27 protein-coding genes and 1 pseudogene are annotated in these 22,298 nt (G+C 69.7%); 13 read left to right on the top strand and 15 right to left on the bottom strand.

The window, feature by feature from the left end; translation table 11 throughout:
- Window positions 1-115 precede the first annotated feature (115 nt).
- A complete protein-coding gene (locus ACFQS2_RS00580) occupies window positions 116-628 on the bottom strand; it encodes a DUF4383 domain-containing protein (RefSeq protein ID WP_377792357.1) in 513 nt (170 codons plus the stop codon).
- A gap of 422 nt (window positions 629-1,050) precedes the next feature.
- Here ACFQS2_RS00580 and ACFQS2_RS00575 point away from each other — a divergent pair, with 422 nt between their 5' ends.
- Entirely contained in the window at window positions 1,051-1,488 is a 438-nt protein-coding gene (locus ACFQS2_RS00575; protein ID WP_377017814.1) for a stress protein, read from the top strand.
- Between the two features lie 231 nt (window positions 1,489-1,719).
- Here ACFQS2_RS00575 and ACFQS2_RS00570 read toward each other — a convergent pair whose 3' ends face one another.
- Window positions 1,720-2,130, bottom strand: coding sequence for a four-helix bundle copper-binding protein (locus ACFQS2_RS00570; RefSeq protein WP_377017812.1), 411 nt, complete (start codon window positions 2,128-2,130; stop codon window positions 1,720-1,722).
- A 156-nt stretch (window positions 2,131-2,286) separates the two neighbouring features.
- Between ACFQS2_RS00570 and ACFQS2_RS00565 the strand changes: the two genes are divergently transcribed.
- Window positions 2,287-2,784, top strand: coding sequence for an AAA family ATPase (locus tag ACFQS2_RS00565; protein WP_377792356.1), 498 nt, complete (start codon window positions 2,287-2,289; stop codon window positions 2,782-2,784).
- 46 nt (window positions 2,785-2,830) lie between these two features.
- Here the strand turns inward: ACFQS2_RS00565 and ACFQS2_RS00560 are convergent, their stop codons facing one another.
- Together ACFQS2_RS00560 and ACFQS2_RS00555 are read right to left on the bottom strand one after the other, a co-directional pair.
- Window positions 2,831-3,778 carry a ribose-phosphate diphosphokinase gene (locus tag ACFQS2_RS00560; RefSeq protein WP_377017808.1) on the bottom strand — a complete coding sequence of 316 codons (948 nt, stop codon included), beginning with the start codon at window positions 3,776-3,778 and terminating at the stop codon, window positions 2,831-2,833.
- Between the two features lie 63 nt (window positions 3,779-3,841).
- Window positions 3,842-5,035, bottom strand: a complete 1,194-nt coding sequence (locus tag ACFQS2_RS00555) for an MFS transporter (protein ID WP_377017806.1) — start codon at window positions 5,033-5,035, stop codon at window positions 3,842-3,844.
- A gap of 462 nt (window positions 5,036-5,497) precedes the next feature.
- Here ACFQS2_RS00555 and ACFQS2_RS00550 point away from each other — a divergent pair, with 462 nt between their 5' ends.
- On the top strand, window positions 5,498-6,439 hold the full coding sequence (locus ACFQS2_RS00550) for an iron-containing redox enzyme family protein (RefSeq protein ID WP_377017804.1): 942 nt from the start codon (window positions 5,498-5,500) through the stop codon (window positions 6,437-6,439).
- On the top strand, window positions 6,436-6,651 hold the full coding sequence (locus ACFQS2_RS00545) for a CDGSH iron-sulfur domain-containing protein (protein WP_377017801.1): 216 nt from the start codon (window positions 6,436-6,438) through the stop codon (window positions 6,649-6,651). The genes ACFQS2_RS00550 and ACFQS2_RS00545 overlap by 4 nt, the downstream gene beginning before the upstream one ends.
- A 111-nt stretch (window positions 6,652-6,762) precedes the next feature.
- Here ACFQS2_RS00545 and ACFQS2_RS00540 read toward each other — a convergent pair whose 3' ends face one another.
- The 5 genes and pseudogenes from ACFQS2_RS00540 to ACFQS2_RS00520 all read right to left on the bottom strand — a co-directional run bounded on the left by ACFQS2_RS00540 (window position 6,763) and on the right by ACFQS2_RS00520 (window position 11,548).
- Complete coding sequence (locus tag ACFQS2_RS00540; protein ID WP_377017799.1) at window positions 6,763-7,062, bottom strand: hypothetical protein; 300 nt, start codon at window positions 7,060-7,062, stop codon at window positions 6,763-6,765.
- Window positions 7,063-7,290: 228 nt separating this feature from the next.
- The gene (locus ACFQS2_RS00535) at window positions 7,291-8,367 is read right to left on the bottom strand and encodes an aldo/keto reductase (protein WP_377017797.1); all 1,077 of its coding nucleotides are present in this window, start codon (window positions 8,365-8,367) and stop codon (window positions 7,291-7,293) included.
- 199 nt (window positions 8,368-8,566) lie between these two features.
- Window positions 8,567-9,198 (bottom strand): annotated as a pseudogene (locus ACFQS2_RS00530) (class I SAM-dependent methyltransferase).
- 429 nt (window positions 9,199-9,627) lie between these two features.
- The gene (locus ACFQS2_RS00525; RefSeq protein ID WP_377792355.1) at window positions 9,628-10,275 is read right to left on the bottom strand and encodes a phosphatase PAP2 family protein; all 648 of its coding nucleotides are present in this window, start codon (window positions 10,273-10,275) and stop codon (window positions 9,628-9,630) included.
- A gap of 274 nt (window positions 10,276-10,549) precedes the next feature.
- On the bottom strand, window positions 10,550-11,548 hold the full coding sequence (locus ACFQS2_RS00520; protein WP_377792354.1) for a phosphotransferase enzyme family protein: 999 nt from the start codon (window positions 11,546-11,548) through the stop codon (window positions 10,550-10,552).
- Between ACFQS2_RS00520 and ACFQS2_RS00515 the strand changes: the two genes are divergently transcribed.
- Window positions 11,530-11,970 carry a hypothetical protein gene (locus tag ACFQS2_RS00515; protein WP_377792353.1) on the top strand — a complete coding sequence of 147 codons (441 nt, stop codon included), beginning with the start codon at window positions 11,530-11,532 and terminating at the stop codon, window positions 11,968-11,970. The genes ACFQS2_RS00520 and ACFQS2_RS00515 overlap by 19 nt on opposite strands.
- Window positions 11,971-12,059: 89 nt before the next feature.
- Here ACFQS2_RS00515 and ACFQS2_RS00510 read toward each other — a convergent pair whose 3' ends face one another.
- Window positions 12,060-12,818, bottom strand: coding sequence for an SDR family NAD(P)-dependent oxidoreductase (locus tag ACFQS2_RS00510; protein ID WP_377792352.1), 759 nt, complete (start codon window positions 12,816-12,818; stop codon window positions 12,060-12,062).
- Window positions 12,819-12,959: 141 nt separating this feature from the next.
- On the opposite strand from ACFQS2_RS00510, the gene ACFQS2_RS00505 reads away from it, so the two are divergent.
- A complete protein-coding gene (locus tag ACFQS2_RS00505) occupies window positions 12,960-13,568 on the top strand; it encodes a TetR/AcrR family transcriptional regulator (RefSeq protein WP_377792351.1) in 609 nt (202 codons plus the stop codon).
- A 124-nt stretch (window positions 13,569-13,692) separates the two neighbouring features.
- On the opposite strand, the gene ACFQS2_RS00500 is transcribed toward ACFQS2_RS00505, so the two are convergent.
- The 3 genes from ACFQS2_RS00500 to ACFQS2_RS00490 form a co-directional block, all read right to left on the bottom strand.
- Window positions 13,693-14,058 (bottom strand): hypothetical protein, encoded by a 366-nt coding sequence (locus tag ACFQS2_RS00500; RefSeq protein ID WP_377792350.1) that lies wholly within the window; start codon window positions 14,056-14,058, stop codon window positions 13,693-13,695.
- Window positions 14,059-14,172: 114 nt separating this feature from the next.
- Entirely contained in the window at window positions 14,173-14,883 is a 711-nt protein-coding gene (locus ACFQS2_RS00495; RefSeq protein ID WP_377792349.1) for an alpha/beta fold hydrolase, read from the bottom strand.
- Window positions 14,884-15,074: 191 nt separating this feature from the next.
- Complete coding sequence (locus ACFQS2_RS00490; protein WP_377792348.1) at window positions 15,075-15,434, bottom strand: nuclear transport factor 2 family protein; 360 nt, start codon at window positions 15,432-15,434, stop codon at window positions 15,075-15,077.
- Between the two features lie 78 nt (window positions 15,435-15,512).
- On the opposite strand from ACFQS2_RS00490, the gene ACFQS2_RS00485 reads away from it, so the two are divergent.
- The 7 genes from ACFQS2_RS00485 to ACFQS2_RS00455 all read left to right on the top strand — a co-directional run bounded on the left by ACFQS2_RS00485 (window position 15,513) and on the right by ACFQS2_RS00455 (window position 20,891).
- Entirely contained in the window at window positions 15,513-16,334 is an 822-nt protein-coding gene (locus ACFQS2_RS00485) for a MerR family transcriptional regulator (protein ID WP_377792347.1), read from the top strand.
- A gap of 114 nt (window positions 16,335-16,448) precedes the next feature.
- Complete coding sequence (locus tag ACFQS2_RS00480) at window positions 16,449-17,783, top strand: lactate racemase domain-containing protein (RefSeq protein ID WP_377792346.1); 1,335 nt, start codon at window positions 16,449-16,451, stop codon at window positions 17,781-17,783.
- Window positions 17,780-18,754, top strand: coding sequence for an ATP-dependent sacrificial sulfur transferase LarE (gene larE / locus ACFQS2_RS00475; protein WP_377792345.1), 975 nt, complete (start codon window positions 17,780-17,782; stop codon window positions 18,752-18,754). Before ACFQS2_RS00480 ends, larE begins: the two co-directional genes overlap by 4 nt.
- Complete coding sequence (larB, locus tag ACFQS2_RS00470) at window positions 18,747-19,472, top strand: nickel pincer cofactor biosynthesis protein LarB (RefSeq protein WP_377792344.1); 726 nt, start codon at window positions 18,747-18,749, stop codon at window positions 19,470-19,472. Before larE ends, larB begins: the two co-directional genes overlap by 8 nt.
- A gap of 77 nt (window positions 19,473-19,549) precedes the next feature.
- Window positions 19,550-20,152: a TetR/AcrR family transcriptional regulator gene (locus ACFQS2_RS00465; RefSeq protein WP_377792343.1), complete on the top strand. Its 603-nt coding sequence runs from the start codon at window positions 19,550-19,552 to the stop codon at window positions 20,150-20,152.
- Window positions 20,149-20,574 (top strand): DMT family transporter, encoded by a 426-nt coding sequence (locus tag ACFQS2_RS00460; RefSeq protein ID WP_377792342.1) that lies wholly within the window; start codon window positions 20,149-20,151, stop codon window positions 20,572-20,574. Before ACFQS2_RS00465 ends, ACFQS2_RS00460 begins: the two co-directional genes overlap by 4 nt.
- Window positions 20,571-20,891 (top strand): DMT family transporter, encoded by a 321-nt coding sequence (locus ACFQS2_RS00455; protein WP_377017769.1) that lies wholly within the window; start codon window positions 20,571-20,573, stop codon window positions 20,889-20,891. Before ACFQS2_RS00460 ends, ACFQS2_RS00455 begins: the two co-directional genes overlap by 4 nt.
- Before the next feature lie 59 nt (window positions 20,892-20,950).
- Here the strand turns inward: ACFQS2_RS00455 and ACFQS2_RS00450 are convergent, their stop codons facing one another.
- Window positions 20,951-21,670, bottom strand: a complete 720-nt coding sequence (locus tag ACFQS2_RS00450) for an NPP1 family protein (RefSeq protein ID WP_377792341.1) — start codon at window positions 21,668-21,670, stop codon at window positions 20,951-20,953.
- Window positions 21,667-22,218: an HAD family hydrolase gene (locus tag ACFQS2_RS00445; protein ID WP_377017764.1), complete on the bottom strand. Its 552-nt coding sequence runs from the start codon at window positions 22,216-22,218 to the stop codon at window positions 21,667-21,669. The genes ACFQS2_RS00450 and ACFQS2_RS00445 overlap by 4 nt, the downstream gene beginning before the upstream one ends.
- Window positions 22,219-22,298 lie beyond the last annotated feature (80 nt).

Genomic DNA, 22,298 nt, shown 5'->3' with positions numbered 1-22,298 from the left:
CTTCTCCTTCAGGGGCGATTCTGTCGATCCAGTCGCTTCGCCGGCGATCCGCGCCAGGCGTCGTCGGCGAAGCGGTCAGTGGTGCGCCCGCGAGAGCGGGGCACCGACGAAGAAGTCAGTGCCGCCCGTGCTCAGCGCCTCCGTACTGGGTCGCGGTGGCGGTGCGGCCGGGCCCGAGGCGGGGCAGGAACGACAGGCCGATCATGGAGACACCGAGGACGAAGTGGAGCCAGTCATCGGCCGTGTTCAGCGGCACGAAATTGGCCATCGAGTGGTCGCCGATGACGAGCCCGTAGATCCACAGCACCAGGTATACGGCGCCGCCGACGAGGAAGTAGAGGCGAGCCAGGGAGGGGCGGCTCGCCAGCGCGAGGCCGGCGATCCCGTAGAGCAGGTGCACGACGTTGTGCAGGATCGAGACCTGGAAGATGCCCATCAGCATCGCCTCGGAATGGTGCCCGGCCAACTGCGTGGAGCCGACGTCGGCGGTCAGGCCGGGGATGAATCCCGCGATGCCGACGAGAAGGAAGATCACGCCGTACACCAGGGATGCGATCTGGATGGGGGAGCGGCCGGTGCCGGGGGTGCGGCCGGCGGATGACGCGGGGTCGGGTCGGGCTGTGGTCATGATCGGTCCTCTGCGGAATCGAGTCATCGTGGGTGCCGCGGTGCGGCGTCGACGTCTCGGGAGAGGGGCCGGCTCCGACGGGTCTGCGTCGGGGGCTGGTCCCATTCGCCAACGTAGCCACGCCGCGAGGGGCCGCCAAGGGTTCCCGACCGGTCGGACCGGATATCGGCAGGAGACTGGCCGGGGCGCGCCGGGCGGGGTATGTCAGCTCGATGAGCGTCGAGGCCAGCGGCGAGAAGTGCGCTGCGGCTCGTGGCCGTGGTGCCGTCGGCCGGCGGTCGACGTGCGGGTTCCGCCGAGATGGCCGGGGGCTTAACGGTCGGTCGTGGGGGTTGAGAAGCGGCTCTCACTGTGCATAACGTTTTGGTCACGAGCAGATAGCTCGGCCGGCCGCCGGCCGGCGGACATGAAGGGAGTTCATCATGGCTGATCAGAACAACCCCGGGCAGTTCGGCAATCGGGACGACACGGAACAGCAGGCCAGCCAGGGCGGTCAGCAGAGCTCGGGCAGCTTCGGCCAGCAGAACTCGGCCGATCCGAGCCAGGCCGGCCAGCAGGGCGGCCAGGAGAGCTCGGGCAGCTTCGGCGAGCAGAACTCGGCCGATCCCAGCCAGGCCGGTCAGCAGGGCGGCTACGCCAGCTCCGGCAGCTTCGGCGACTCCAACTCCGCCGATCCGAGCCAGGCCGGTCGCGAAGGCGGCCAGCAGAGCTCGGGCAGCTTCGGTGAGTCGAACTCGGCCGATCCGAGCGAAGCGGGCCGCCAGGGTGGCCAGGCCAGCTCGGGCAGCTTCGGCGAAGAGAACTCCGCCGATCCCAGCCAGGCCGGCCGTCAGGGCGGTCAGCAGAGCGGCAACAACTGATCACTCCCGAGGGCCGCAGCGGCCCTTGACCCCGAAAGGGGACGGCCATCCGGTCGTCCCCTTTCGCACGTCCCGCATGTCCACGCACCGAGGGTCACCGAGCGGTGATCTCTCGCGCACGGAGGGAGCCCGGCCATCGTCGGCCGGGCTCCCTCTGTGCGTGTGACTCACGTGCGCTGCGGTACGTGCTTCAGGCCGCAGTGCGGCGGGGGTCGGTCGGCGGGCTCCCTCTCAGCCCATCGCAGAGAGCAGGTCGGCGCACGCCTGCTCGCAGCGGCGGCAGGCCTCGGCGCAGACCTTGCAGTGCTGATGCATCTCCGCGTGCTTCTCGCACTCCTCGGCGCAGGCGGCACAGGCGGTTCGGCAGGCCTCGAGCAGCGAGCGGTTCAGCTCGACGTTCTTCCCGGTCTGACGTGAGAGCACCCGGCCGGTGGTCTCGCAGACGTCGGCGCAGTCCGAGTTCAGACGGATGCACTGACGCAGGTCCGCGACCATGTCCTCGGCCAGGCAGGCGTCGGCGCACGCGGTGCAGGTCTGGGCGCATTCGAAGCAGGCCTCGATGCACTCGGCCAGCTTCTGCTGATCGATGCTGCCGAGGTCCTTCGGGTAGGTCTCCAGCATGGAACTGACGTGGTGGGTCATGATCTCGCTCCTTGTCGTGTCGTCCTTCCGAACGGGCGCTCGACGGCCCGCTGCCTGGACCGTAGCCAGCAACAGGTCAGCGGTGGAAGGTTCTGGGGCGGGACCTACCGAACGGTGGCGCGCAGGCCGACGGGGCAACCATGCGAAACTGTGCCCATGGCTGTCCTGAACCTGTTCTGCGGCCCGCCCGGCTCCGGGAAGACCACTCTTGCCCGCCGGCTCGAGGCAGACGGTCACGGCCTGCGGATCTCCACCGACGACTGGCAGGACGACCTCGGCCTCGACATGGCCGACGCCGCCGTCCACGAACGCCTCCAGCAACGGCTGTATCGCCACGCCCTCGCCCTCCTCGAGCACGACGTGGACGTCATCCTCGAGGACGGTCTCTGGATGCAGGAGGAGCGGACCATGGTCTTCGCCGACGCCCGCGCGCGAGGCGCACGGATCCACTGGCACGTCTTCGAGGTCCCGGAACCCGAGCTGTGGCGGCGCCTCGAACAGCGCTCGGCGCGCGGCGAGCAGGGGGCTGCTTCCGTCTCCCGCAGAGACCTGGCACGGATCCTGACGCTCTTCGAGCCTCCGACGGCGGAGGAACGGGCGAGCGTGGATGAGTGCACGGTGCATCAGGCGGACACTGCACACGTCGTCGAATAGATGACGGGTCATCGAATAGAGACGGGAGGTGCCGCGGGGTCGCCGCCTACAGCGCCGTGGGGCCGAACAGCGCGCTGACCGAGTCGCCGCTGTGGATCCTGCGCACGGCCTCCGCGAAGGCCGGGGCCACGTTGAGCACGCTGAGCTTGGGGTGGTCCTTGCCCTGGCGCGGGACCGTGTCCGTGGTGACGATCTCGTCGACCTCCTCGGCGGCACCGATGCGGTCGAGGGCGCCGTTGGAGAAGATCCCGTGGGTGCACACGACGCGGACGCGCCCGGCACCGGCATTGCGCAGGTGCTCGAGGATGGCGATGACCGTGCTGCCGTTGGCGATCTCGTCGTCCAGGACGATGATGTCGCGGCCGGCGACGTCGCCGATCAGGGAGGTGATCACGACCCGGTCGTCCTCGAAGCGCTCCTTGGCGCCCGCGGCGACGCGGGCACCGATCCGGCGCGCGAACGCGGTGGCGCTCTTGGCGTTGCCGAGGTCGGGGGAGACGACGGTCGTGTTCGAGTGGTCCTCGCCGGAGAAGTGATCGGCCAGTTCCCGCAGCGCGTGAAGCTGATCGGTCGGCATCCGGAAGAAGGACTGGACCTGCGGGGCGTGCAGCGTCATCGTCAGCACCCGATCCGCTCCCGCGGTGGCCAGCAGGTCCGCGACCAGGGGGCCGCCGACGGAGATGCGCGGGGCGTCCTTCTTGTCGGAGCGGGCGTAGGCGAAGTGCGGCATCACCACGGTGATCCGTGAGGCGCTGGCCCCGCGCGCCGCGTCGATCATCAGCAGCAGCTCGACGAGGTGCTCCTGGACCGGGGCGGCGATGGACTGGACGAGGTAGACGTCCCGCTCCCGGCAGTTGTCCATCAGCTGCACTTCCAGGCAGTCATTGGCGAACCGCTGCAACCGGGTGTCGCTGAGCGGCACGCCGAGCCGCTCGCACATCAGGGCCGCGAACGACTCACTGGCACGGCCCGCGAACACCCGGATATCGCTCATACGGCCCACGGTACAGACGTCGTCGTGCCCCCACGCCTTTGTTCAGGGACGGCCGCTGCAGGATCAGGTCCGCCGCCGGGAGGAGCGGAAGGCCGGAGCGAGTGCGGCGCTGAGGAGGAACAGCCCCGCAATCGGCCAGAACGCCGTCAGCACGTCGTAGCCACTGGCCAGGAAGCCGATGAGCGGCGGGCTGACGAGGTTCGCGACGTATCCGACGCTGGCGACGGTCGAGGCCCGACGGGCGCCGTCGGGCCCCTCGGCCGCGGCGGACATCCCCAACGGGAAACCCATGGAGACCCCCACGGACCACAGCAGCACGCCGAGAACCGCGAGGGGAACGCCGAGATCCAGGGCCATGGCAGCCACGCCGAGAGCGCCGAGCGCGGTGCAGGCGCGGATCATCGTCACCCGTCCGAAGCGGTCCACCAGCGGGCCGCCGGCCACCCGGATCAGCACCTGCGCGGCCGCATAGACGCCGACGACTCCGGCGGCGAAAGCCTCGGACTGCCGCAGGGCATCCCGCATGGCGATGCTCAGCCAGCTGTTTGCGGCGCCCTCGCCGAACTCCGCGGCGAACATGACGACACCGATCGCCAGCAGGCGCAGATCCACCACGCCGCTGAGCCGGCGCCGCGACGTCGTCCCGGGATCCTTCCGCCGGCGCAGGCCCCGCGACCCACTGGGGACGAACCGCACCAGGACTACCGCGGCGAGGACGACGAGGACCGCCTGCCCGAGCAGCTGCGCCGCGGGTGCGATCCCCAGCCGTGCGCACACGGCGCCGATCCCGGCGCCGAGGACCGCACCCGCCGGCCAGGCTGCATGCAGGAACGGCATCAGTGTGCGCCGGGCGAGACGTTCGACCGAGGCGCCGTCGATGTTGATCAGCAGGTCGGTCGCCCCGATCCCGAGCCCGGCGATTCCCAGGCCGACGAGGAATCCCGCCACGCTGCTCGCCCAGACCGCCCCACCCGCAACCGCGATCCCGGTAGCCGCGGCACCGAGCATGACCAGTAGAGCACGTCGTGCCCCGGAGGTGCGCAGCATGATCGGTGCCGCCACGAGGCCGAGCGCCGAGCCGATGGTGGGGGCGAGCAGAGCAAGGCCGAGCTGCGCGTTGTCCAGCGAGAGCGTCTCGCGGATGGCAGGCAGTCGCGTCGCCCAGCTCGAGAGCGAGAACCCTCCCAGGGCGAACGCCACCAGGACGGCGCGCTGCCAGCCGCGCACCTGCGCGCGTCGCTCATGGCGTGACACCATCGTCGCCCTCCGTAGATTATAACGTGAGAAGGAGTGTAGTGGGTACACCCGTCCGCTGAAGCTGCCTCGAGGTGATCAGTATTTGCCGCCACTCCGTTCGCCAGGCCGTCCAGCACTCCGTTCGCCACACCGACATGCGACCGGAGCCCGCCGTCGTGAGCGTACCGACCACTAGGTTCATGATTGCCGCGGGTCAGTCAGCTGACCGTACGGGTCGTCGTGCACCCTCGTGACCAGGCCTTCCGTGCCGCCGCCTAGCTGGACCGCCCCGACCGCGGCTCACGCGTCCCGGGCAGGTGCGTGAGCCGCAGTCGCACAGGGCCATAGACTCCGGGCGATCTGTTCCCGGCCGCGCGTCGATGACCGCGAGATGAGGACTTCCATGCGCCCGCTGACGTGCCCGCCCACCGTTGCGCGACCCGCTGCAGCGCCACGGATATTCGTCGGAACCGGGAGCGAGCAATGCTGACCCCCACGGCGCGAGGATCCCTCAGCGACGCGGTCCTGGACGCGATGCGTTCGGGGGAGACCGCACGGGTGGGGTCGGTTCCCGAGGCCGACGGCCCTGACGACGTCCAGATCGCCCTGTGGTCCCTGTTCGAGCTGCACCACCGCGGCTTCGACGATGTTGCAGATGAGCTGGAATGGGACCCGCATCTGATCGGCCTGCGACGACAGCTGGAACAGAGCTTCGAACAGGAGCTCCGCGACCGCGCCCCTGAATTCCCCGAGCCCGGCGACTTCGCCGAGAACTTCTTCGCCTTCGTCGCCGGCCATGACGGCCCGTCGGTCGTGGGCCACCTGCAGAGCGCGGCCACGGCGGACCAGATGCGCCAGTTCCTGCGCCACAAGTCGATCTACACGCTGAAGGAATCCGACCACACCACGTGGACGATCCCGCGGCTGACCAACCGGGTCAAAGCGGCCGTGGTCGAACTGCAGTACGACGAGTACGGAGGCGGCGACCCCAACCGCCTGCACGCCCAGCTCTTCGCGCGTGGCCTCGAGGCCAGCGGCCTGTCCTCCGAGTTCGGCGCCTACATCGACGAGGCCCCGCTGGAGATCCTCGAGCAGGACAACGTCATGAGCATGTTCGGCCTGAACCGCCGGCTGCGGGCGGCGTCCCTCGGCTTCCTCGGCGCTTTCGAAGCCACCAGCTCCGCGCCATCCCGCAAGGTCGCCCGAGGCCTGGAGCGCCTGGGATTCCCTGCGGAGATCATCGAGTACTACACCGAGCACGTGGAGGCCGACGCGGTCCACGAGCAGCTCGCGATCCGGAACGTCTGCGGCACCTTGCTGGAGGAGAACCCCGACCAGTACGAGAACATCTACTTCGGCGCCTGGGCCTCGATGCACGTCGACGATCGCTACGCCGAGCGGATGCTCGCGGAGTGGGCAGCATGAGCGCCGAGGCGGCAGACGCTCACCCCGACGTCGTCCTGTGCCCGGGCGGCCCGATGCTGCTGCGCGGGGAGCACGTCATCCAGGACGAGGACGGCGAGGAGCACCGCACCTGGCGACCGGTCAGTGCCGTGTGCATGTGCGGGGGATCGGCCATCAAGCCGTGGTGCGACGGCACCCACAAGGTGATGCGGACGAAGCGGCCGTCGGCCTGAGAGCGATGCCTGAGGCCCGTAGAGCAGCGGGGCCAGCGGTGGTCTCTTCACACTGTCTGAGGGCCCCGATCAGGGCGCGACCACGGCGTCCGAGCGCGCACCGGGCCGGAGTCATGCGCCCAGGAGTGAGCCCACGTCCAGATTGCCGTTGAGGAACGTCAGGCCGACGCCGGCCACGGCGAGCAGGACGAAGGCGATGATCCACCCGAGCATCGACAGGAGGTTCAGCACGATGCCCCATCCGGCGCGGCCGCGGGCGGCCGGCTCGTTCCCGAGCGAGGAGATGCCGAGCAGCAGACCGACGAGCGGGGCGATCAGGATCCAACCGGCGAGCAGGGAGCAGACACCGAGGACGAAGCTGGCGGTGCCCTTGCCGGTGCCGTGGTGGGTGATCGTGCTGTAGGTGCTCACGGGGTCGTCCTTCGTCTCTGCGTTCCCGCCGAGCCGTTCCCGGCGAGTAACCGCAGACTACGAACGGGCCGGCGCGGCGCGGATCCGCCTACGGGATGGTGAGGATCAACCCCAGGGTGGATTCCGGGCGCGCCTGGGGATCACGCCGGTGCCCGGTGGCCCCGTTCCATCAGGCGACATACTCCGGCAGTGACCAGACCAGCTTCCCTAGCGCGCCGCGCACCGGGGTCACTCCTCCTTTGCAGCGTCCAGCGCCCGCTGGTGCTCCTGGTAGAACTCGGCCTCGGCCGGCTCCGGTCGGTCCTGTCCGTTGAGCAGGCGGTGCCACAGCGGGTAGTAGGCCGGCTGCTGGGAGGCCAAGGTGATGCGGTCACGGGCCTCCTGGGGGAGGGTGAGGTCGGCGGCGTCGAGGTCCTCCTGGAGATGCTCGAACGACCGGGCGGCGATCACCGTGCCGTCCACGCCCGGCCGATTGAGGATCCAGGAGATCACCACCTGGGGGATCGTCCAGCCCAGGTCCTCGGCGATCTCGTCGAACAGCTCGATGAGGTCGTAGGCGCGCTCGCGGTCCGTCACGTGCGGCTCCGGCCAGCCCGTGCCCTGCCTCGTATCCGACGGCGTCTCCTGGCCACGGCGCACCTTGCCATTGAGCAGGCCCTCGCCCAGCGGGCTCCACCCGAACGTTGCGACCCCCAGGTCGCGGGCGGCCGGGATGATCTCGTACTCGATTTCGCGAGCCTCGGGCGTGTAGTAGACCTGCTGCGCGATCGGGGCCTCGAGCCCGGCCTGCCGCGCCTCGTACACCGTCTTGGTCAGCTGCCACGCGCTGTAGTTCGACACGCCCCAGTAGCGGACCTTGCCGGCACGGATCAGGTCGGTGACGGTCTGGATGGTCTCGAGGATCGGCGTCTGGCCGTCCCACTGGTGCATGTACAGCAGGTCGAGGTGGTCGGTGCCCAGGCGCTGCAGGCTGTCCTCGACCGCGCGGGTGACGTGCTGCCGGCTGGCGCCGGTGTCGTTGGGGCCCTCGCCGATGGAGGTGCGGGCCTTGGAGGTGAGGATGATGTCCTCGCGGCGATTCCCCAGGGCTTCGCCGAGCACCCGTTCGGAGTCCCCGGCCGAGTAGATGTTGGCCGTGTCGATGAAGTTCACGCCGCGGGAGATGGCCTCGTCGAGCTGCCGACGGGCATCGTCCACCGAGAGCCCGGCGATCTTCTCGAAGCCGCCTCCGGAGCCGAAGGGGATCGTCCCCAGCGCCAGACGGGAGACGTACAGACCGGAGTGACCAAGACGGATGTGATCCATGGGATGCCTTCCTCTCGTGCTGTGGCATGAGGTCGCCCATGCGGGGCGAGCAGCGTGCTTCGACCGTACGTCACGCCCGACGGAGCCGGACACCCCGGCGCCCGCCGGGGAGCGCCGGTTTCGGGCGCTTCCAGCCGTGACCGCAGGTGGGGTCAGCCTCCAGCAGCGGGCGCCGCAGTCGGGCGCGAGCGAATCGGGTTCAGAACCCGGGTACCAGCTCGAATGTCCAGGCCACCAGGGACGACTGCCCCGCCTTGGCGGCGTTGGTGGCGTCGGCCGCCCAGGGATGCAGCTCCCAGATGCTCGGCGGACCGGGGGTCAGCGGCGCTGCCTTGTCCTCGGGGCCGACGGTGACGTCGCCGCGGAAGGTCTCCTCGCAGGCCCGCACCCCGAAACCGTGCGGTAGGGCGGCGCGCAGATAGTCCCCGAGGCCGTGGCTGAATCCGGTGATGTGCCCGGTGCGGCCGTCGGGAGACTGCTTGACCAGGGGATAGCGCGGCGATCCGATGAAGTGGCCGCGGGTGTCGAGCACGATCAGATGGCCGCCGGGTCGCATGACCCGCGCCGCCTCGGCGAAGAACGGAGCCAGGTCACGGAGGTGGGTCAACGCCAGGCTGCACACCACGTGGTCGACATCGCCATCCGGCAGAGGAAGAGCGGTGAGCTCGCCCGGAATCGAGCCTCGGGGACGGCCGTGCGGGCGCGCGCCAGCATTGCCTCGGAGAAGTCGACGCCGACGACGTCGTGGCCGCGGTCGACCAGCTGCCGGGTGACCGCACCGGTCCCGCAGGCGGCATCGAGGACGCGCCCTGGATGGAGGGCATCGAGCATCGGAGCGAGCACATCGTCACGCATCGGGAAGCAGCCGTTGTCCTCGCCGTCGTAACTCTCCGCCCAGCCGTCATAGCCATCGGCCACCGGCAGGGGAGGAACATCGATCCCCGGCCCGAGCTCGTCCGCGCGGTCCAGGAGGTGACGCACCTCGGCGATCCGAGCCTCGGTGAACGCCCGGTCGTGCTCGCCGGCGAAAGCACGCATGAGGGCCACGCCTTCGAGGCCCAGCAGATAGGCCAGCGGGTGCTGGTGGATGGTTCGGTCGGTGGATTCGTCGGGCATGGGGCCAGTCTTCGGGGCCGATCCGTCCAGGGCAATCAAGTTTCCCCGGCAGCGTCGATGCAGGGCGTTGCGCTGCACCTGATCCCCCGGGTTCGACCGGCATAAACCGCCGCGCTTCGGGCACGGCCAACATCGGACCAAGCGTCAGTGAGCGGCGCGCAGCGACATCCGAGATAGGCGTCGATCCGCGCGACGAGCGCCCCCTGGCTGATGGCGGGGCGATTCCGTCGAGAGAACCCGATTGACGATCGAGAAGCGCGTGGACCAGTGAAGGAGCCGTCGGACGGGAGGCGTCCCCCAACGGGCGGCGAGGATGACGAGCACGGTCCCGAGCAGCGCCCCGGCCAGGACGTCATGGAAGTAGTGAACGCCCACCACGACACGACACGTTGCGACGAGGCCCGCCATCGGAAGCGCTAGCAGTCCGAGCCGAGGTGCCATGGCCAGCACGCCCACAGCGATCGCGACGGCGATCGTGGCGTGGTTGCTCGGCCAGGACCAATCCGAAGCCTCCGGGCAGCTCGTGATCGTGCGCACGGAGAAGTTGTGGCACGGGCGCATCTCAGTGACCAGCATCTTCATGGACTCGCTGGCGATGTACGCGCCAATGACGCCGAAGCCGGCCGCGATGCCGCGAGCGAGCCGGTTCACTCCGTATCGACGCGCTCGCCACGCGGCCACGCCGAACAGAGCGATGAGCCCGAGGATGCCGTACTCCGAGACCGCCTCGGCCAGGGTCTGCACGGGCGCAGGCAGACCTGCGGACCAGGCGACGGTTCCTCGGTACGTCATGCCACGGACGAGAAGGAGAACGATGACGCTCAGAAGCCCGACTGAGGCGATGCCGAGGATCAATCGCCGGGGGGAAGGGGAGGTGGATGAAGGCATGGCGAACAGTCAACAGCGGGCTCGGTGCGGGGTCGTCAGCCTGGAGGAGGAAGCGAGGAGCAACGGCCTCAACCGAGGGTCGCAGATGCCTTGAGCTGCCATTGGCAGTTGCTCCGCCACCCGGCCGGTCGGAGTACATCTCGCCGCGCGGATCTGTCGCGAGCGCCCTCGATGGCGGTCAAGGTCGTCGACCAGTCCAATGCGGGGCCGAGAGTTCCTCGACCGCAGCGTGCGACCAGCTCGAGGACGTGTCCGAAATCGGCACCATCGCGAGCGTGTACCAGAGAACCAGCGCACGCCACCATCGAAGCTCCGAGTCGGTCAGAGAGTTGGTCGATTCGTACCCCCGCAAGAACTCGCCACGCACGTCCGGGGTGACCGGCTCCCATTCCGTGAACTTCGTGCCGAGGAGAACCGCGGAACGCGCCAGCTCATCGAGCCGGTCGTCGACCCGGGCTTCGTCGAAGTCCAACACCGCAGATATCCGTCCGTCAGACCACAGGACGTTCGTGGATCGGAAGTCTCCGTGCAAGAGTTGCACCGGCCGGTCGTCGCCTCGGTCAGGCAGTGCATCTCTCAACGTCCGGATTGCCTGTGGCGGAAGATGCGCACGGTCACCGTGCAGCCATGCCTCGATTCTCTCGGACAGGCTCGGCACGCCCTCGGGCGAGGCCAGCACGCCACCCGCATCGGGAGCCTGGGCGAGTGCGTGGTGCAAGCGACCCAGAACGGCGCCGGAGGCATACACCTGAGCCGGGTCGTCCACGTCAAGGATCTGTCCCGGCACCTTGCGCTGCAGGGCCAGGGAGACGCCGTCCACCTCCACCTGCAACCGGCCATCTAGAGCAACGACCGGTGCCGAGACAGGGATGTCGTCGTCAGCCAAGGCAGAGACGATGCGCGAAAGCGCATCCAGACGCTCGAACTTCTCGCGGGCGATCGACCACTTGGCGACCAGAGACCCCGACGACGAACTCAGCCATGCCAGCGCGTTCTTGTCGGACATCACGATGCGCGTGCAGTCCGAAGCATCAACCCCCCAGACGGCCCGAACGGTCTCCGTGATCCACTCCGATGCCGCCTGGGCATCGCTGAACCCGAACCGATCACGCAGCACGTCATGAGGGGACGCTCGCTCCCACAGCATCTCGACCGTGGGTGTGGTCAGATCACTCATCGCTCAAGCAGACCACGACTGCGGCCCGCTCGGGGGAGGGGTCGTCACCTGGCCGGGGCCTCCTGCCCGCGCTGAGCTACGCCGTCCTGGGCCTGAGCACGACATCTTCGCTCGCGCTGATCGCGATGTTCGTCGCCGCGATGGCCACCGCCGTGAACCAGGTCGTCGTCAGCACACTGCGACAGGCAGCAGTGCCCGATCGGCTGCTGGGACGCGTCACCGCGGCATATCGCCTCGTCGTTCTGGGCGTGGTGCCGATCGGAGCGCTGGCTGGCGGCCTGGTCGGTCGCTGGATCGGCGTGCCAGCCGTCTTCGTCTGTGCCGCCGTGGGGCTGACCGTCGCCACCGCGGTCCTGGCGCCGCACGTCACCACCCGCGCGCTGCCGGACGCAGAGATGCAGGACGAGGCGGTTCGTCCGTGAACCTGCCTGCCACGACAGGATGGACGCAGAGGCGATCAGCACTCCCTGCGGCCCCTCGCGCGCCCAGGAGAGCCGAAGGACCGTCTCGATCATGGGTAGACCTGCACCTCGCCGCCGTCCACGAACAGCTCGCTGCCGGTGATGAAGCTGGACTGGTCCGAGGCCAGGAAAAGGACAGCGTTGGCGATCTCGGCGGGTTCACCGGTACGGCCCAGCGGTATACCGCTGGCCATGCCCTCGAGCATCGCCTTGGCGTGACTCGGATTCTCGGCCAGGCCGCGGAGCCCAGGGGTATCGGTCGAGCCGGGCACGACGATGTTGACGCGCAGGCCGCGAGGCGCGAGTTCAGCGGCCCAGACCCGACTGAACTGCCGCAATGCCGCCTTCGTGGCGGAGTAGACGCCGAAGCCGGCGACGCCGCGACGTGCCGAGCTGGAGCCGGTGAGCACGATGCTCCCGCCGCTGTTGAGCAGGGGGAGCGCCTTCTGAACCGTGAACACGGTGCCTCTGACGTTGATGCCGAAGGTGTGGTCGAAGGCCTCCGCGGTGAGCGCGTCCAGGGGCTGGCCCGCCTCGCCCCCTCCGGCATTCGCGAAGAGGATGTCGAGCCGGTTCCCGTCGTCGGCTATCCGTCCGAACAGTCTGTCGAGGTCATCGAGGTCGGAGACGTCGTTCTGAATCGGGATCGCTCGATCGCCCAACGTCTGGGCGGCGGATTCGAGCTCCTGTGTGCGCCGCCCGGTGATGTATACGTTCGCGCCCTCGGCGACGAAGCATTCGGCGGCGGCGAGCCCGATGCCCGTGCTCGCGCCGGTCACCAGGGCCGTCTTGTCTGCCAGCTGTCCCATGAGCGTTGGTCCTATCCCGTGTCCTGCGTCGAGGCGAGGCGGGTACCCACCCGGTCACGGGGCCTCGCGCTGGTTCTTGACCGGTCGGTCCACCATACATGCATGGTGGACCGACCGGTCAAAAACCCATATCCTGGGGGCATGGCGAGGCCGCGACAGTTCGACGAGGACGAGGTGCTCCGTGCGGTGTGCGATCAATTCTGGGACGCCGGCTACACGGCGACCTCGCTGCAGGACCTCATGCGGGCCAGCAATATGGGCAAGGGCAGCCTCTACGCCGCTTTTGGGGGAAAGCGTGAGCTGTTCCTGCGGGTGCTGCGCCGATACATCGCCTCACTCGATCGCGCGCTGCGCCGGTCGTTCGACTCCGCGCCGCAGGCGGTCGAGGCGCTGCGATCCTTCGTGACGATGCCGGTCGGCGACCCTGACGGCGTGGCCGCGCGACGCGGCTGCCTGCTCGCCAACAGCACTACCGAGCTGGCCACCGCCGATCCCGCCGTCGCTGCCGAAGCGCGGCAGGCCTACGAGGGAGTGACGGCGGTGCTGGCCGACGGCGTGCGCCGTGCGCAAGCCCAGGGCGACCTGAGCGCATCCGCCGACCCGGTCGCCACAGCCCGGGCCCTCCTGGCCGCGCAGCAGGGCGTGACTTTCATGGGACGCACCGGGATGGACGTCGGAACGCTGGCGGCGACGGCGCATTCGCTCGCGGACACGATCCTGCCCACCACGGCCGACGGTCACGGAAGCTGAGACGTCTTCACTCGCGCTGACCACGATGCTCGTCGCCACGATGGCCATCGCCCTGGATCAAGTCGCCGTCAACACACTGCGACAGGCGGCAGTGCCTGTTCGGCTGCTGGGACGCTGCCTCGTCTCAGGTGCCGGCCTGCAGCATCCGCTCGACAACGATGACGACTGCTTGTCGGCGAGCGGCGAGCGCCTCTTCCGTGCCCGCATTCTGCTCGAGACCGGTGAGCCCTTCCGGTGAGAGCTGCCAGGCGTGCGCGATGGCGTAGATGAAGACCAGGACGTCGACGGCTGTCAGCGGGTGGGCGGCAGCCGTTGCGACGGCGAGCGTCTTGTCTCGATAGGCATCGCTCGGCTCAGTGGCGGCCTCGGGTCGCTCGAGCTGAGCCCACATGCTCAGGCGGAGCACTTCGGGGAAGCGCTGATGATGGTCGAAAACCTCTCCGGCCCAGCCCGCGAGGTCCTCCGGGCGCGGAGGGACGTTCTCGGCCATGCGACGCAGTGCCCGCGCAAGTGTGGCGTCGAACAGGCCGCTCTTGCCGCCGGGGTCACGGGCTGCTGCGCGGGCGGCTCGCGTCGTTCGAGGCGAGCCGCCCGCGAGCAGCGGCTATCGACCGACGGTCGAGGCGCCCTCAGCTGCAGCGACTATGACGTCGGTGACCGCGTCGGCCTGCGTCACATACACGGCATGACTGCCCGGGACGGTGGCGATTGCGGCGCCTGCGCGCTCCGCCATGTGTGTGAGCATGGCCTGGTCGAACGCTTTATCCTCGGTGCCGAACACCGCCCAGCTCGGCTTCTGTCGCCAGGCTGCCTGCGAGACCGTCTGGGCGAAGACGGACATGTTGACGGGCACCTGCGTGTCGCGCATGAAGGCAACCTCTGCGTCGCTGGCGTCGGCGGCGAATCCCTTCTTGAACGCGTCGCGGTTGAGAAACCCGAATCCATCCGCGCCCACGTCGATGACGAAGTCAGGGGTTGCAGCGAATCCCTCGTACTGCTCGCTGGAGTTCTGGCCGGCGTCGGGCACAAGGGCCGCGACGTAGACCATGCCGGCGACCTTGTCATGGACACCGGCCTCGGTGATGACGGTGCCGCCCCACGAGTGACCCACCAGGATGGTCGGCCCGTCCTGGAGGTCCAGCACCCGACGCGTGGCGGCGACGTCGTCCTCCAACGATGTCAGCGGATTCTGGACGATGGTGACGCGGTAACCACGGTCGGTCAGGCGGTCGTAGACGCCACGCCATCCCGACCCGTCAGCGAACGCTCCGTGGACGAGAACTACGTTCACGACCATTCCTTCGATGGTGCTCATTGTTCTTCCTCATTTCTGCCGAATCCGGCGTGTGCGCGGTGATGCGCGAATGCGGTACTTCGGGCGATCGGTGCCATCAAGAAGGCGAATCTGCCTCGACAGCGGCCGTCGTGCTCGACGCGAGCTCTCGCAGCGTGTTCTCGGGATGGACGGTCACAGCAGCCTGTGAACCAGCGCCGGGACTATTCGACTCAGCCGATGGTCAGCTCGCTGATGAGGCCGTCGGTCAGGGTGAACCGGTAGGTGAGGTCTGCGACATTGCCGGGGAAGTCGCCCTCGATGCGGTTCACGACCTCCCAGTGAGCGTCGTCCTCACGCCGGGCGGAGATGAACTCGGTGGTGTAGGTGTACTGGCTGCCGGCATTGCGGAGGAAGGCGAGCACCTGCTCGGTACCGTGGAAGATCTCGCCGTCGTCGACGACGACGGCGTCGCGGGTGAACGTGCGCACCGCGGCGTCTGCCTCGCGGGCCGTGTGGGCTGCGAGGAACGCGCGGATCGTGTCCGGAAGCGCTGCGGAATGAATGGTCGGGGGAGTGGTGTGAGTCGTCATGCGACGACAGTCCCGCCTCCACGTGGTTGAGGGTCAAGCACTGGACTCTCCCCCAGGGAGAGAGCGCATACTGCGAGAGTGCCCAGTGGCCTCAGCATCGGAGAGTTCGCGCGACTGACCCACCTGAGCGTGCGGACGTTGCGCCGCTACCACGAGGCGGAGCTGCTGGTTCCCGCCCACGTCGACGAACTGACCGGGTACCGCTACTACAATGCGGACCAGATTCCCACGGCGCAGGTCATCCATCGGTTGCGGGACCTCGATGTCCCGCTCGCCACCGTTCGGCGCATCCTCGAGGCGGCAGACCCTCAGGGCCGGTCCGACTTGGTCGCCGAGCACCTCCACCGTCTGGAGTCCGAGCTCGAGCGGACCCGGGCCGCCGTGAAGTCGCTGCGCCGCCTTCTCGCGCCCGACCCCGCGCCGGTGCACGTCGAGGTTCGCCCCGTCCCTCCGACCACCGTCGCCGCTGTCGAGGGCGACGTCGATCTCGATGACGTCCTGGGCTGGTATGCCGGTGCGATGGCCGAGCTCGACGCGACCCTGAGAGATCCTGACGGAACGCCGGGAGGCGTGTACGACAATGCCCTCTTCGCGGCAGGTCATGGACACGTGCTGGTGTACCGGCCGTCGCAGGACCCACCCAACAGGGGACGCGTGCACCCGGCGGTGTTGCCGACCGTCGAGCTCGCAGTCGCGACCCACGTCGGTGACCACGACGACATCGATGTGACCTATGGCGAGGTCGGCGCCTGGGTCGTCGCCAACGCACTCAGCGTGGCTGGTCCGGTCCGAGAGAGCTACCTCGTGGGACCTCGCGACACCCGGGACCGATCGCAGTGGCGCACCGAGATCGGGTGGCCCGTGTTCTCGGTGACCGACCTGACTGCTGTGACTCCCTGACTCCGGTCGAGAAGCAGTAGCTGGGGCGCGGCTCGCGGGAAGTGCCCGCGTCGCCGCATGGCAACACCCCGCCCGACCTTGGCACCCCCAGCCCGCCCAGCGCATAGTGGAGCGATGAGCGAGCAGACGACGACGATGCCGACCATCGAGCCGATCCCGGAGGGCCTGGCCGAACGTGCGGCCCTGCTGGGCGGTGCGGAGGGCACACTCACCGACGAGCAGATCCGCCAGTTCGTCACCGAGCAGCTCGCCGGCACCGACTACGACGGCAAGAGCGTCTGCCTGATCATCCCCGACGGCACCCGCAACGTGCCGCTGTCGAAGGTGCTCCCCGCGATCCACGACGCGCTCGCCGGCCGCGCCGCCTCCGTGACCGTGCTGATCGCACTCGGCACCCACGCCGCGATGAACCAGGACTCGATCGATGCGCTGCTCGGGGCCACCGAACGCGGCGCCCAGGCCACCTATCCCGAGTGGACCGTCGTCAACCACGCCTGGCACGACCCCGACCAGATCGCCGACCTCGGCGAGATCTCCGCCGAGCGCATCGCCGAACTCACCGGAGGGCTGCTCACCGACGTCCCGATGCGCGTGCAGATCAACCGCCTGTGCGTCGAGAGCGACGTCAACCTCGTCGTCGGTCCCGTCTTCCCCCACGAGGTGGTCGGCTTCTCCGGCGGCAACAAGTACTTCTTCCCCGGCTGCTCGGTGCACGACGTCATCGACATCTCCCACTGGGTGGGCGCGCTCATCACCGCCAGCCGCATCATCGGCACCCTCGGCATCACCCCGGTGCGACAGCTGATCGATGCCGCCAGCGACCTCATCGACGCCGAGAAGCACTGCTTCACCATGGACGTCGCCGAAGGCGGGGCAGACCTCGGCGCGATCGCCTACGGGGACCCGCAGGCCGCCTGGGCCGCGATGGCCAAGATCTCCGCACAAACCCACATCACCTATGTCGACAAGCCCTACAAGCGCATCGTCGCCCTGGTCCCGGAGATGTACGAGGACATCTGGACCGGCGCGAAGGGCTTCTACAAGTCCGAGCCGGTGTGCGCCGACGGGGGCGAGGTCATCATCTACGCCCCGCACATCACCGAGGTCGCCGCCATGCACCCCGGCCTGCGCGACATCGGCTACCACAACATCGAGTACTTCACGAAGCAGTGGGACCGGTTCAAGGACCACCCCTGGGGCGAGCTCGCCCACTCCACGCACGTGACCGGCCTGGGCACCTACGACCCGGTCACCGGTGAGGAGAAGCAGCGGGTGAACCGCTCCTTCGCCACCTCCATCTCGCCCGAGGTGTGCGCGGAGTACAACGTCGGCTACGTCGACCCGGCGAGCCTGGACATCGAAGCCCTGCGCCAAGACCCCGACACCCTCGTCATCGACCACGCCGGCGAGGTCCTCTTCCGCCTCGCCGAGGAGCGCGATTCCCAGTGACCGCCACCCGCACCCCGAGCTCGAGCGCGACCCCGGCCCCGAGCGAGATCCCGGCCCCGGCCCCGGCGTCGCTGTTCCACCCGGGCCGCACCGACATCGACGAACAGTCCATGACGCCCGAGGCCCTCGTCGGCGAGACCCTCGCCCACGCCGACGAGATTGCCGCGCAGCTCAGCGGTATCGGCCGCCTCGGTGTGGCCTACTCCGGGGGCGTGGACTCCGCGACCCTGCTCGCCCTGGCCGTGCGCGCCCTCGGCGCCGAGAACGTGGTGGCCCTGCTCGGCGTCTCCCCGTCCCTCGCCCGCCGGGAGCGCCGCCTCGCCCACCGGGTGGTCCGCGTCATCGGTGCCGGCGTGATCGAGGTCCACACCCGCGAGGCCGAGAACCCCGAGTACGCGAAGAACGACGCCGCGCGCTGCTTCCACTGCAAGGACGAGCTGTTCACCCGCATCGGTGACGACATCGTCGGCGAGCACCGGCTCGATGCCGTCGCCTACGGCGAGAACGCGGACGACGCCACCCGCCACGACCGCCCCGGCGCAGGCGCCGCCACCCGCCACCGGGTGCTGCGACCCCTCTCCACCGCCGGCATGACCAAGCAGCAGGTCAGGGACGTCGCCCGCGCCCTGTCCCTCCCCGTCGCGGACAAGCCTGCCGCTCCCTGCCTCGCCTCCCGCGTGCCCTTCGGGCAGGAGGTCTCCCCCGAGAAGCTCCGCCAGATCGACGACCTCGAGGACGCCGTCTACGAGCAGGGCTTCAGCGACTGCCGGGTGCGCCATCACGGCGACATCGGCCGCATCGAACTGCCCACGGACGAACTGCCCCGCGCCATGGAGCCCGGCATCCGCACCGCCCTGGTCCAGGCCGGCAAGGAGGCCGGGTTCCGCCACGTCACGATCGACCTCGACGGCATCCGCTCGGGACTGTTCTCCTTGCAGGTGGTCGGCAAGGGCGCGAGCGCTCATGGGTGAGCCGGGCCCCGGGGCCGACGGGTGGATCGACGGACTCGCCGAGCTCGACCTCGACCGTGCCCGCCGCCGCGGCGCCCCGGAGGCCGTGCTCGCCGACGCCAAGAGCGTCGAGCAGGTCGGCGCCATCGCCGCGGAGTACGCCCGCCTCCACGCCGACGGCCGCGAGGATCTCGGCCCCGTGCTGTTCACCCGCGCCGACCGGCAGCGGGCCGAGGCCGTGCTCGCCGCGCTGCCGCAGGCACACTACGAGGCCGACGCCCGGATCCTCGCCTGGCCCGCCGAGCCGCCCGCGCCCAGCGGGGGAGAGGTCGTCGTCGCCTGCGCCGGCACCAGCGACCTGCCCGTCGCCCGCGAGGCAGAGCTGACCGCCCGCTACCTCGGCCGGCCCACCCGCCTGATCGCCGACATCGGCATCGCCGGCCTGCACCGGCTCCAGGCCCGACTGCCCGAGCTGCGCCAGGCGGCCTGCGTGGTCGTCGCCGCGGGGATGGACGGTGCGCTGCCCACCGTCATCGCCGGGCAGATCAGCGCGCCCGTGGTCGCGCTGCCCACCTCCGTCGGCTACGGCGTGGCCGCCGGAGGCCACACCGCGGCGCTGACCATGCTCTCGGCCTGCGCCCCGGGGATCGGCGTGGTCAACATCGACAACGGCTACGGCGCCGGGCACCTCGCCGCCCAGATCGCCCGCTGGGCGCCGGCACCCGAGGACCACAGCTGACGCCTGGGTGAGGCCCATGGCACGTCGGCGTCCGGCCTGCTTGCCTTACTTGCCTATCCGGTCGGTAAAGTATCCCCATGACCTCCCCCTCGCCGTCGACCACCACCGAGACCCGCCCCGCGCACCGCCCGTCGGCCCGCGAGGCCATGCTCGATGCCGCCGAGGCGCACCTCGGCGCCGACGGCACGTTGAGCTTGGAGGCCGCCGCCCGCGCCGCCGGGGTCTCCAAACCGGGCCTGATGTACCACTTCGCCACCAAGGAGGACCTGCTCGCGGCGGTGCTGGACCGCATCGCCGAGCGCTACGAGCAGGAGATGCTCGCCCGCATCACCGAGTCCGGCGGGCAGAGCGCCGAGGACCTCGCCGGCGTCCCCGCCCGCCAGCGCTTCCTCGCCTACCTCCAGTGGTCCTGCCAGGGCTCGCTGTCCCCGGCGGACCTCGTGATCTTCGCCGACCCGCGCCTGCGCGTAACCCTCACCGAGCGGTGGCAGGAGCAGCTGGACCGCTGGCTCGTCGTCCCGCCCGAGACCCCCGCGGACCTGCGCCGACGCCTGCTGGCCGTACGTCTGATGGCCGACGGGGTGTGGTTCGACCGCGCCAGCGGGCTGCTCGAGATCCCGGCCGACGAAACCGCGTCCCTCGAAGAGACCGCCGCGGATCTGCTCGGCGGCGAGTCGTGACCGCCTGGCTGCTGCTGGCCGGCGCGATCCTCAGCGAGGTCACCGCGACCCTGGCCCTGCGCGGCGCGTTGGACGTCCCCGCGCTCTACGGCCTCGTCGGCGTCGGCTACATCCTCTCCTTCGCACTGCTGGTCCTGGTGCTGCGCCGGGGGATGGGCCTCGGCGTCACCTACGGGATCTGGGGCGCCAGCGGCGTGGTGCTGACCGCGCTGCTCTCGGCAGCCCTGTTCGGTGAGCCGCTGACCACGCTGAAGGCGACGGGCATCGCCCTCGTCGCGGCCGGGGTGGTGGTCGTCGAGCTCGGCTCCCAGCGCGCGCAAGCGGCCGACGCCTCGTCACCGGGCGCGCAGACCGCCAAGCCCGGCTCCGATCATGCCCGGCGCGCAACTGGGCCCGATGCCTCACCGGAGGAGACGACATGAGCTGGCTGCTGCTCAGCGGCGCGATCGGATCCGAGGTCGCCGGCACCCTGTCGCTGCGGGCCGCCGCCACGGGCCGTCGCGCCTGGTACGCCCTGGTGGTGCTCGGCTACCTCGGGGCCTTCGCCTTCCTCTCGGCGACGCTGCGGACGGGTATGCCGCTCGGGGTCGCCTACGGCGTGTGGGTCGCCATCGGCATCGTGCTGACCGCGCTGGCCTCCCGCGTGATCTTCCGCGAGGCCCTGACCCCGATGATGCTCGCCGGGATGGCGATGATCGCCGCCGGTGTGCTGCTCATCGAGCTCGGCGGCACGCACTGAGTGAGCTCGGCGGCGCTCGCCGAGCAGACAGTCATTCCCCAGCTGGTGCGAGCGACCCCTTACCGGGTGCGCCCCAGCAGGTCCATGATCTGCCCCGGCTCCCCGGGCCAGGAGTGGTACACGTTGCGCTGGAAGGCGCCCTCGCGGATCAGCGGGGTGCCGGCGCCGTAGTCGCCCTCGTTCAGCGCGGTGCGCGCCGCCTCGGGGAGGTCCTCCCAGTCGATCAGCGGGTGGAGGTCGCCGGGCTGGTCGTGGAGCCACATCGAGTGGGTGACCTTCTCGCCGTAGCGGCTGTAGCCGAGCATCGGCCGGCCCTCATGGGTGACCTCGGGTGACGGCTCCACGGTGAACAGGCGACCGTGCTGGGAGTAGCTGAAGGAGATCATCTCGGCCTGCGCGTCGGCGCCCCCGTCGGCCTCCGCCGCTCCCTCCGGCTCGCGCAACCAGACGACCGCGCCCTCCCAGTCGTGGCGGTGGCCGCGGCCGGGGGAGGGACAGTCCTTGGGGAAGTACCAGGCGTAGACGATCGCGCGGTACCCGGGCAGCGCGGCCGAGCGCGAATACGCCTGGCCGCGGGAGTCGCGCCCGCCCTCGTCCACCGACTCCGTGGGCAGGCCGGCGCTGATATTGCCGTCGGCGTCGACCCCGGGGTGGGGGACGCAGCCGGTCAGCGGCGCCAGGTAGGGCTGGAACCGTTTCGCCAGGATCTGGCGCGGCTCGAGGGGGTCGACCTCCTCGAAACCGACGATCTGGTCGTACGGAAGGGTCGGGATGCTCATGCGGTGCGCTCCTCGCTCTCGCGCAGACGGGCATCGAGCCGCTCCAGCAGCGGGAGCAGCTCGGCGGGCGTGTCGATGACATGGTCGGGGCACTCCAGGGCGGCCTCGGAGACCCGCGGATAGCGCGACGTCCACGCCAGGTGGATGCTCGTGATGCCCAGAGCGTTCGCGCCGGCGATATCGCGGGCCAGATTGTTGCCGACCATCACGCAGCGGCCAGCATCCTCCGCCGCCAGATCCAGCGATCCCAGCGCCGCTTTGAACATGCGCGGGCTCGGCTTCTGATGACGCACCGCGTCCGAACAGGTCAGCGATTCGAAGACGTCGAGCACCCCGTGCTGGGAGAGCAGGTTCTCGAAGGAGACGTACCTGCCGTCGGCGACCAGGGCGAGCCGGAAGCCGGCGGCATCGAGATCATGGAGCATCTGCTTCGCACCGGGGAGCATGTCGCCGGAGACGACGATGCCGTCGTCATCACGGATCTCGGTGCCCTCGTCGATGAGGGTGTCTCCGCAGTCGAGCAGTGCGATGAGGCGTCGTGGTCTCACGGGAATCCTGTTCTGAGGGCTGTGACGGACCACGGTATCTGGCCCGCACGGAGACGATAAGGAGCCTCGATGGCCGCGGA

Origin of the sequence: Brachybacterium sp. GCM10030267, assembly GCF_042666875.1 — a bacterium.
Lineage (GTDB): Bacteria > Actinomycetota > Actinomycetes > Actinomycetales > Dermabacteraceae > Brachybacterium.
The sequence above is the reverse complement of the archived record's forward strand: the minus strand, read 5'-3'. Positions and strand labels throughout refer to the sequence as shown.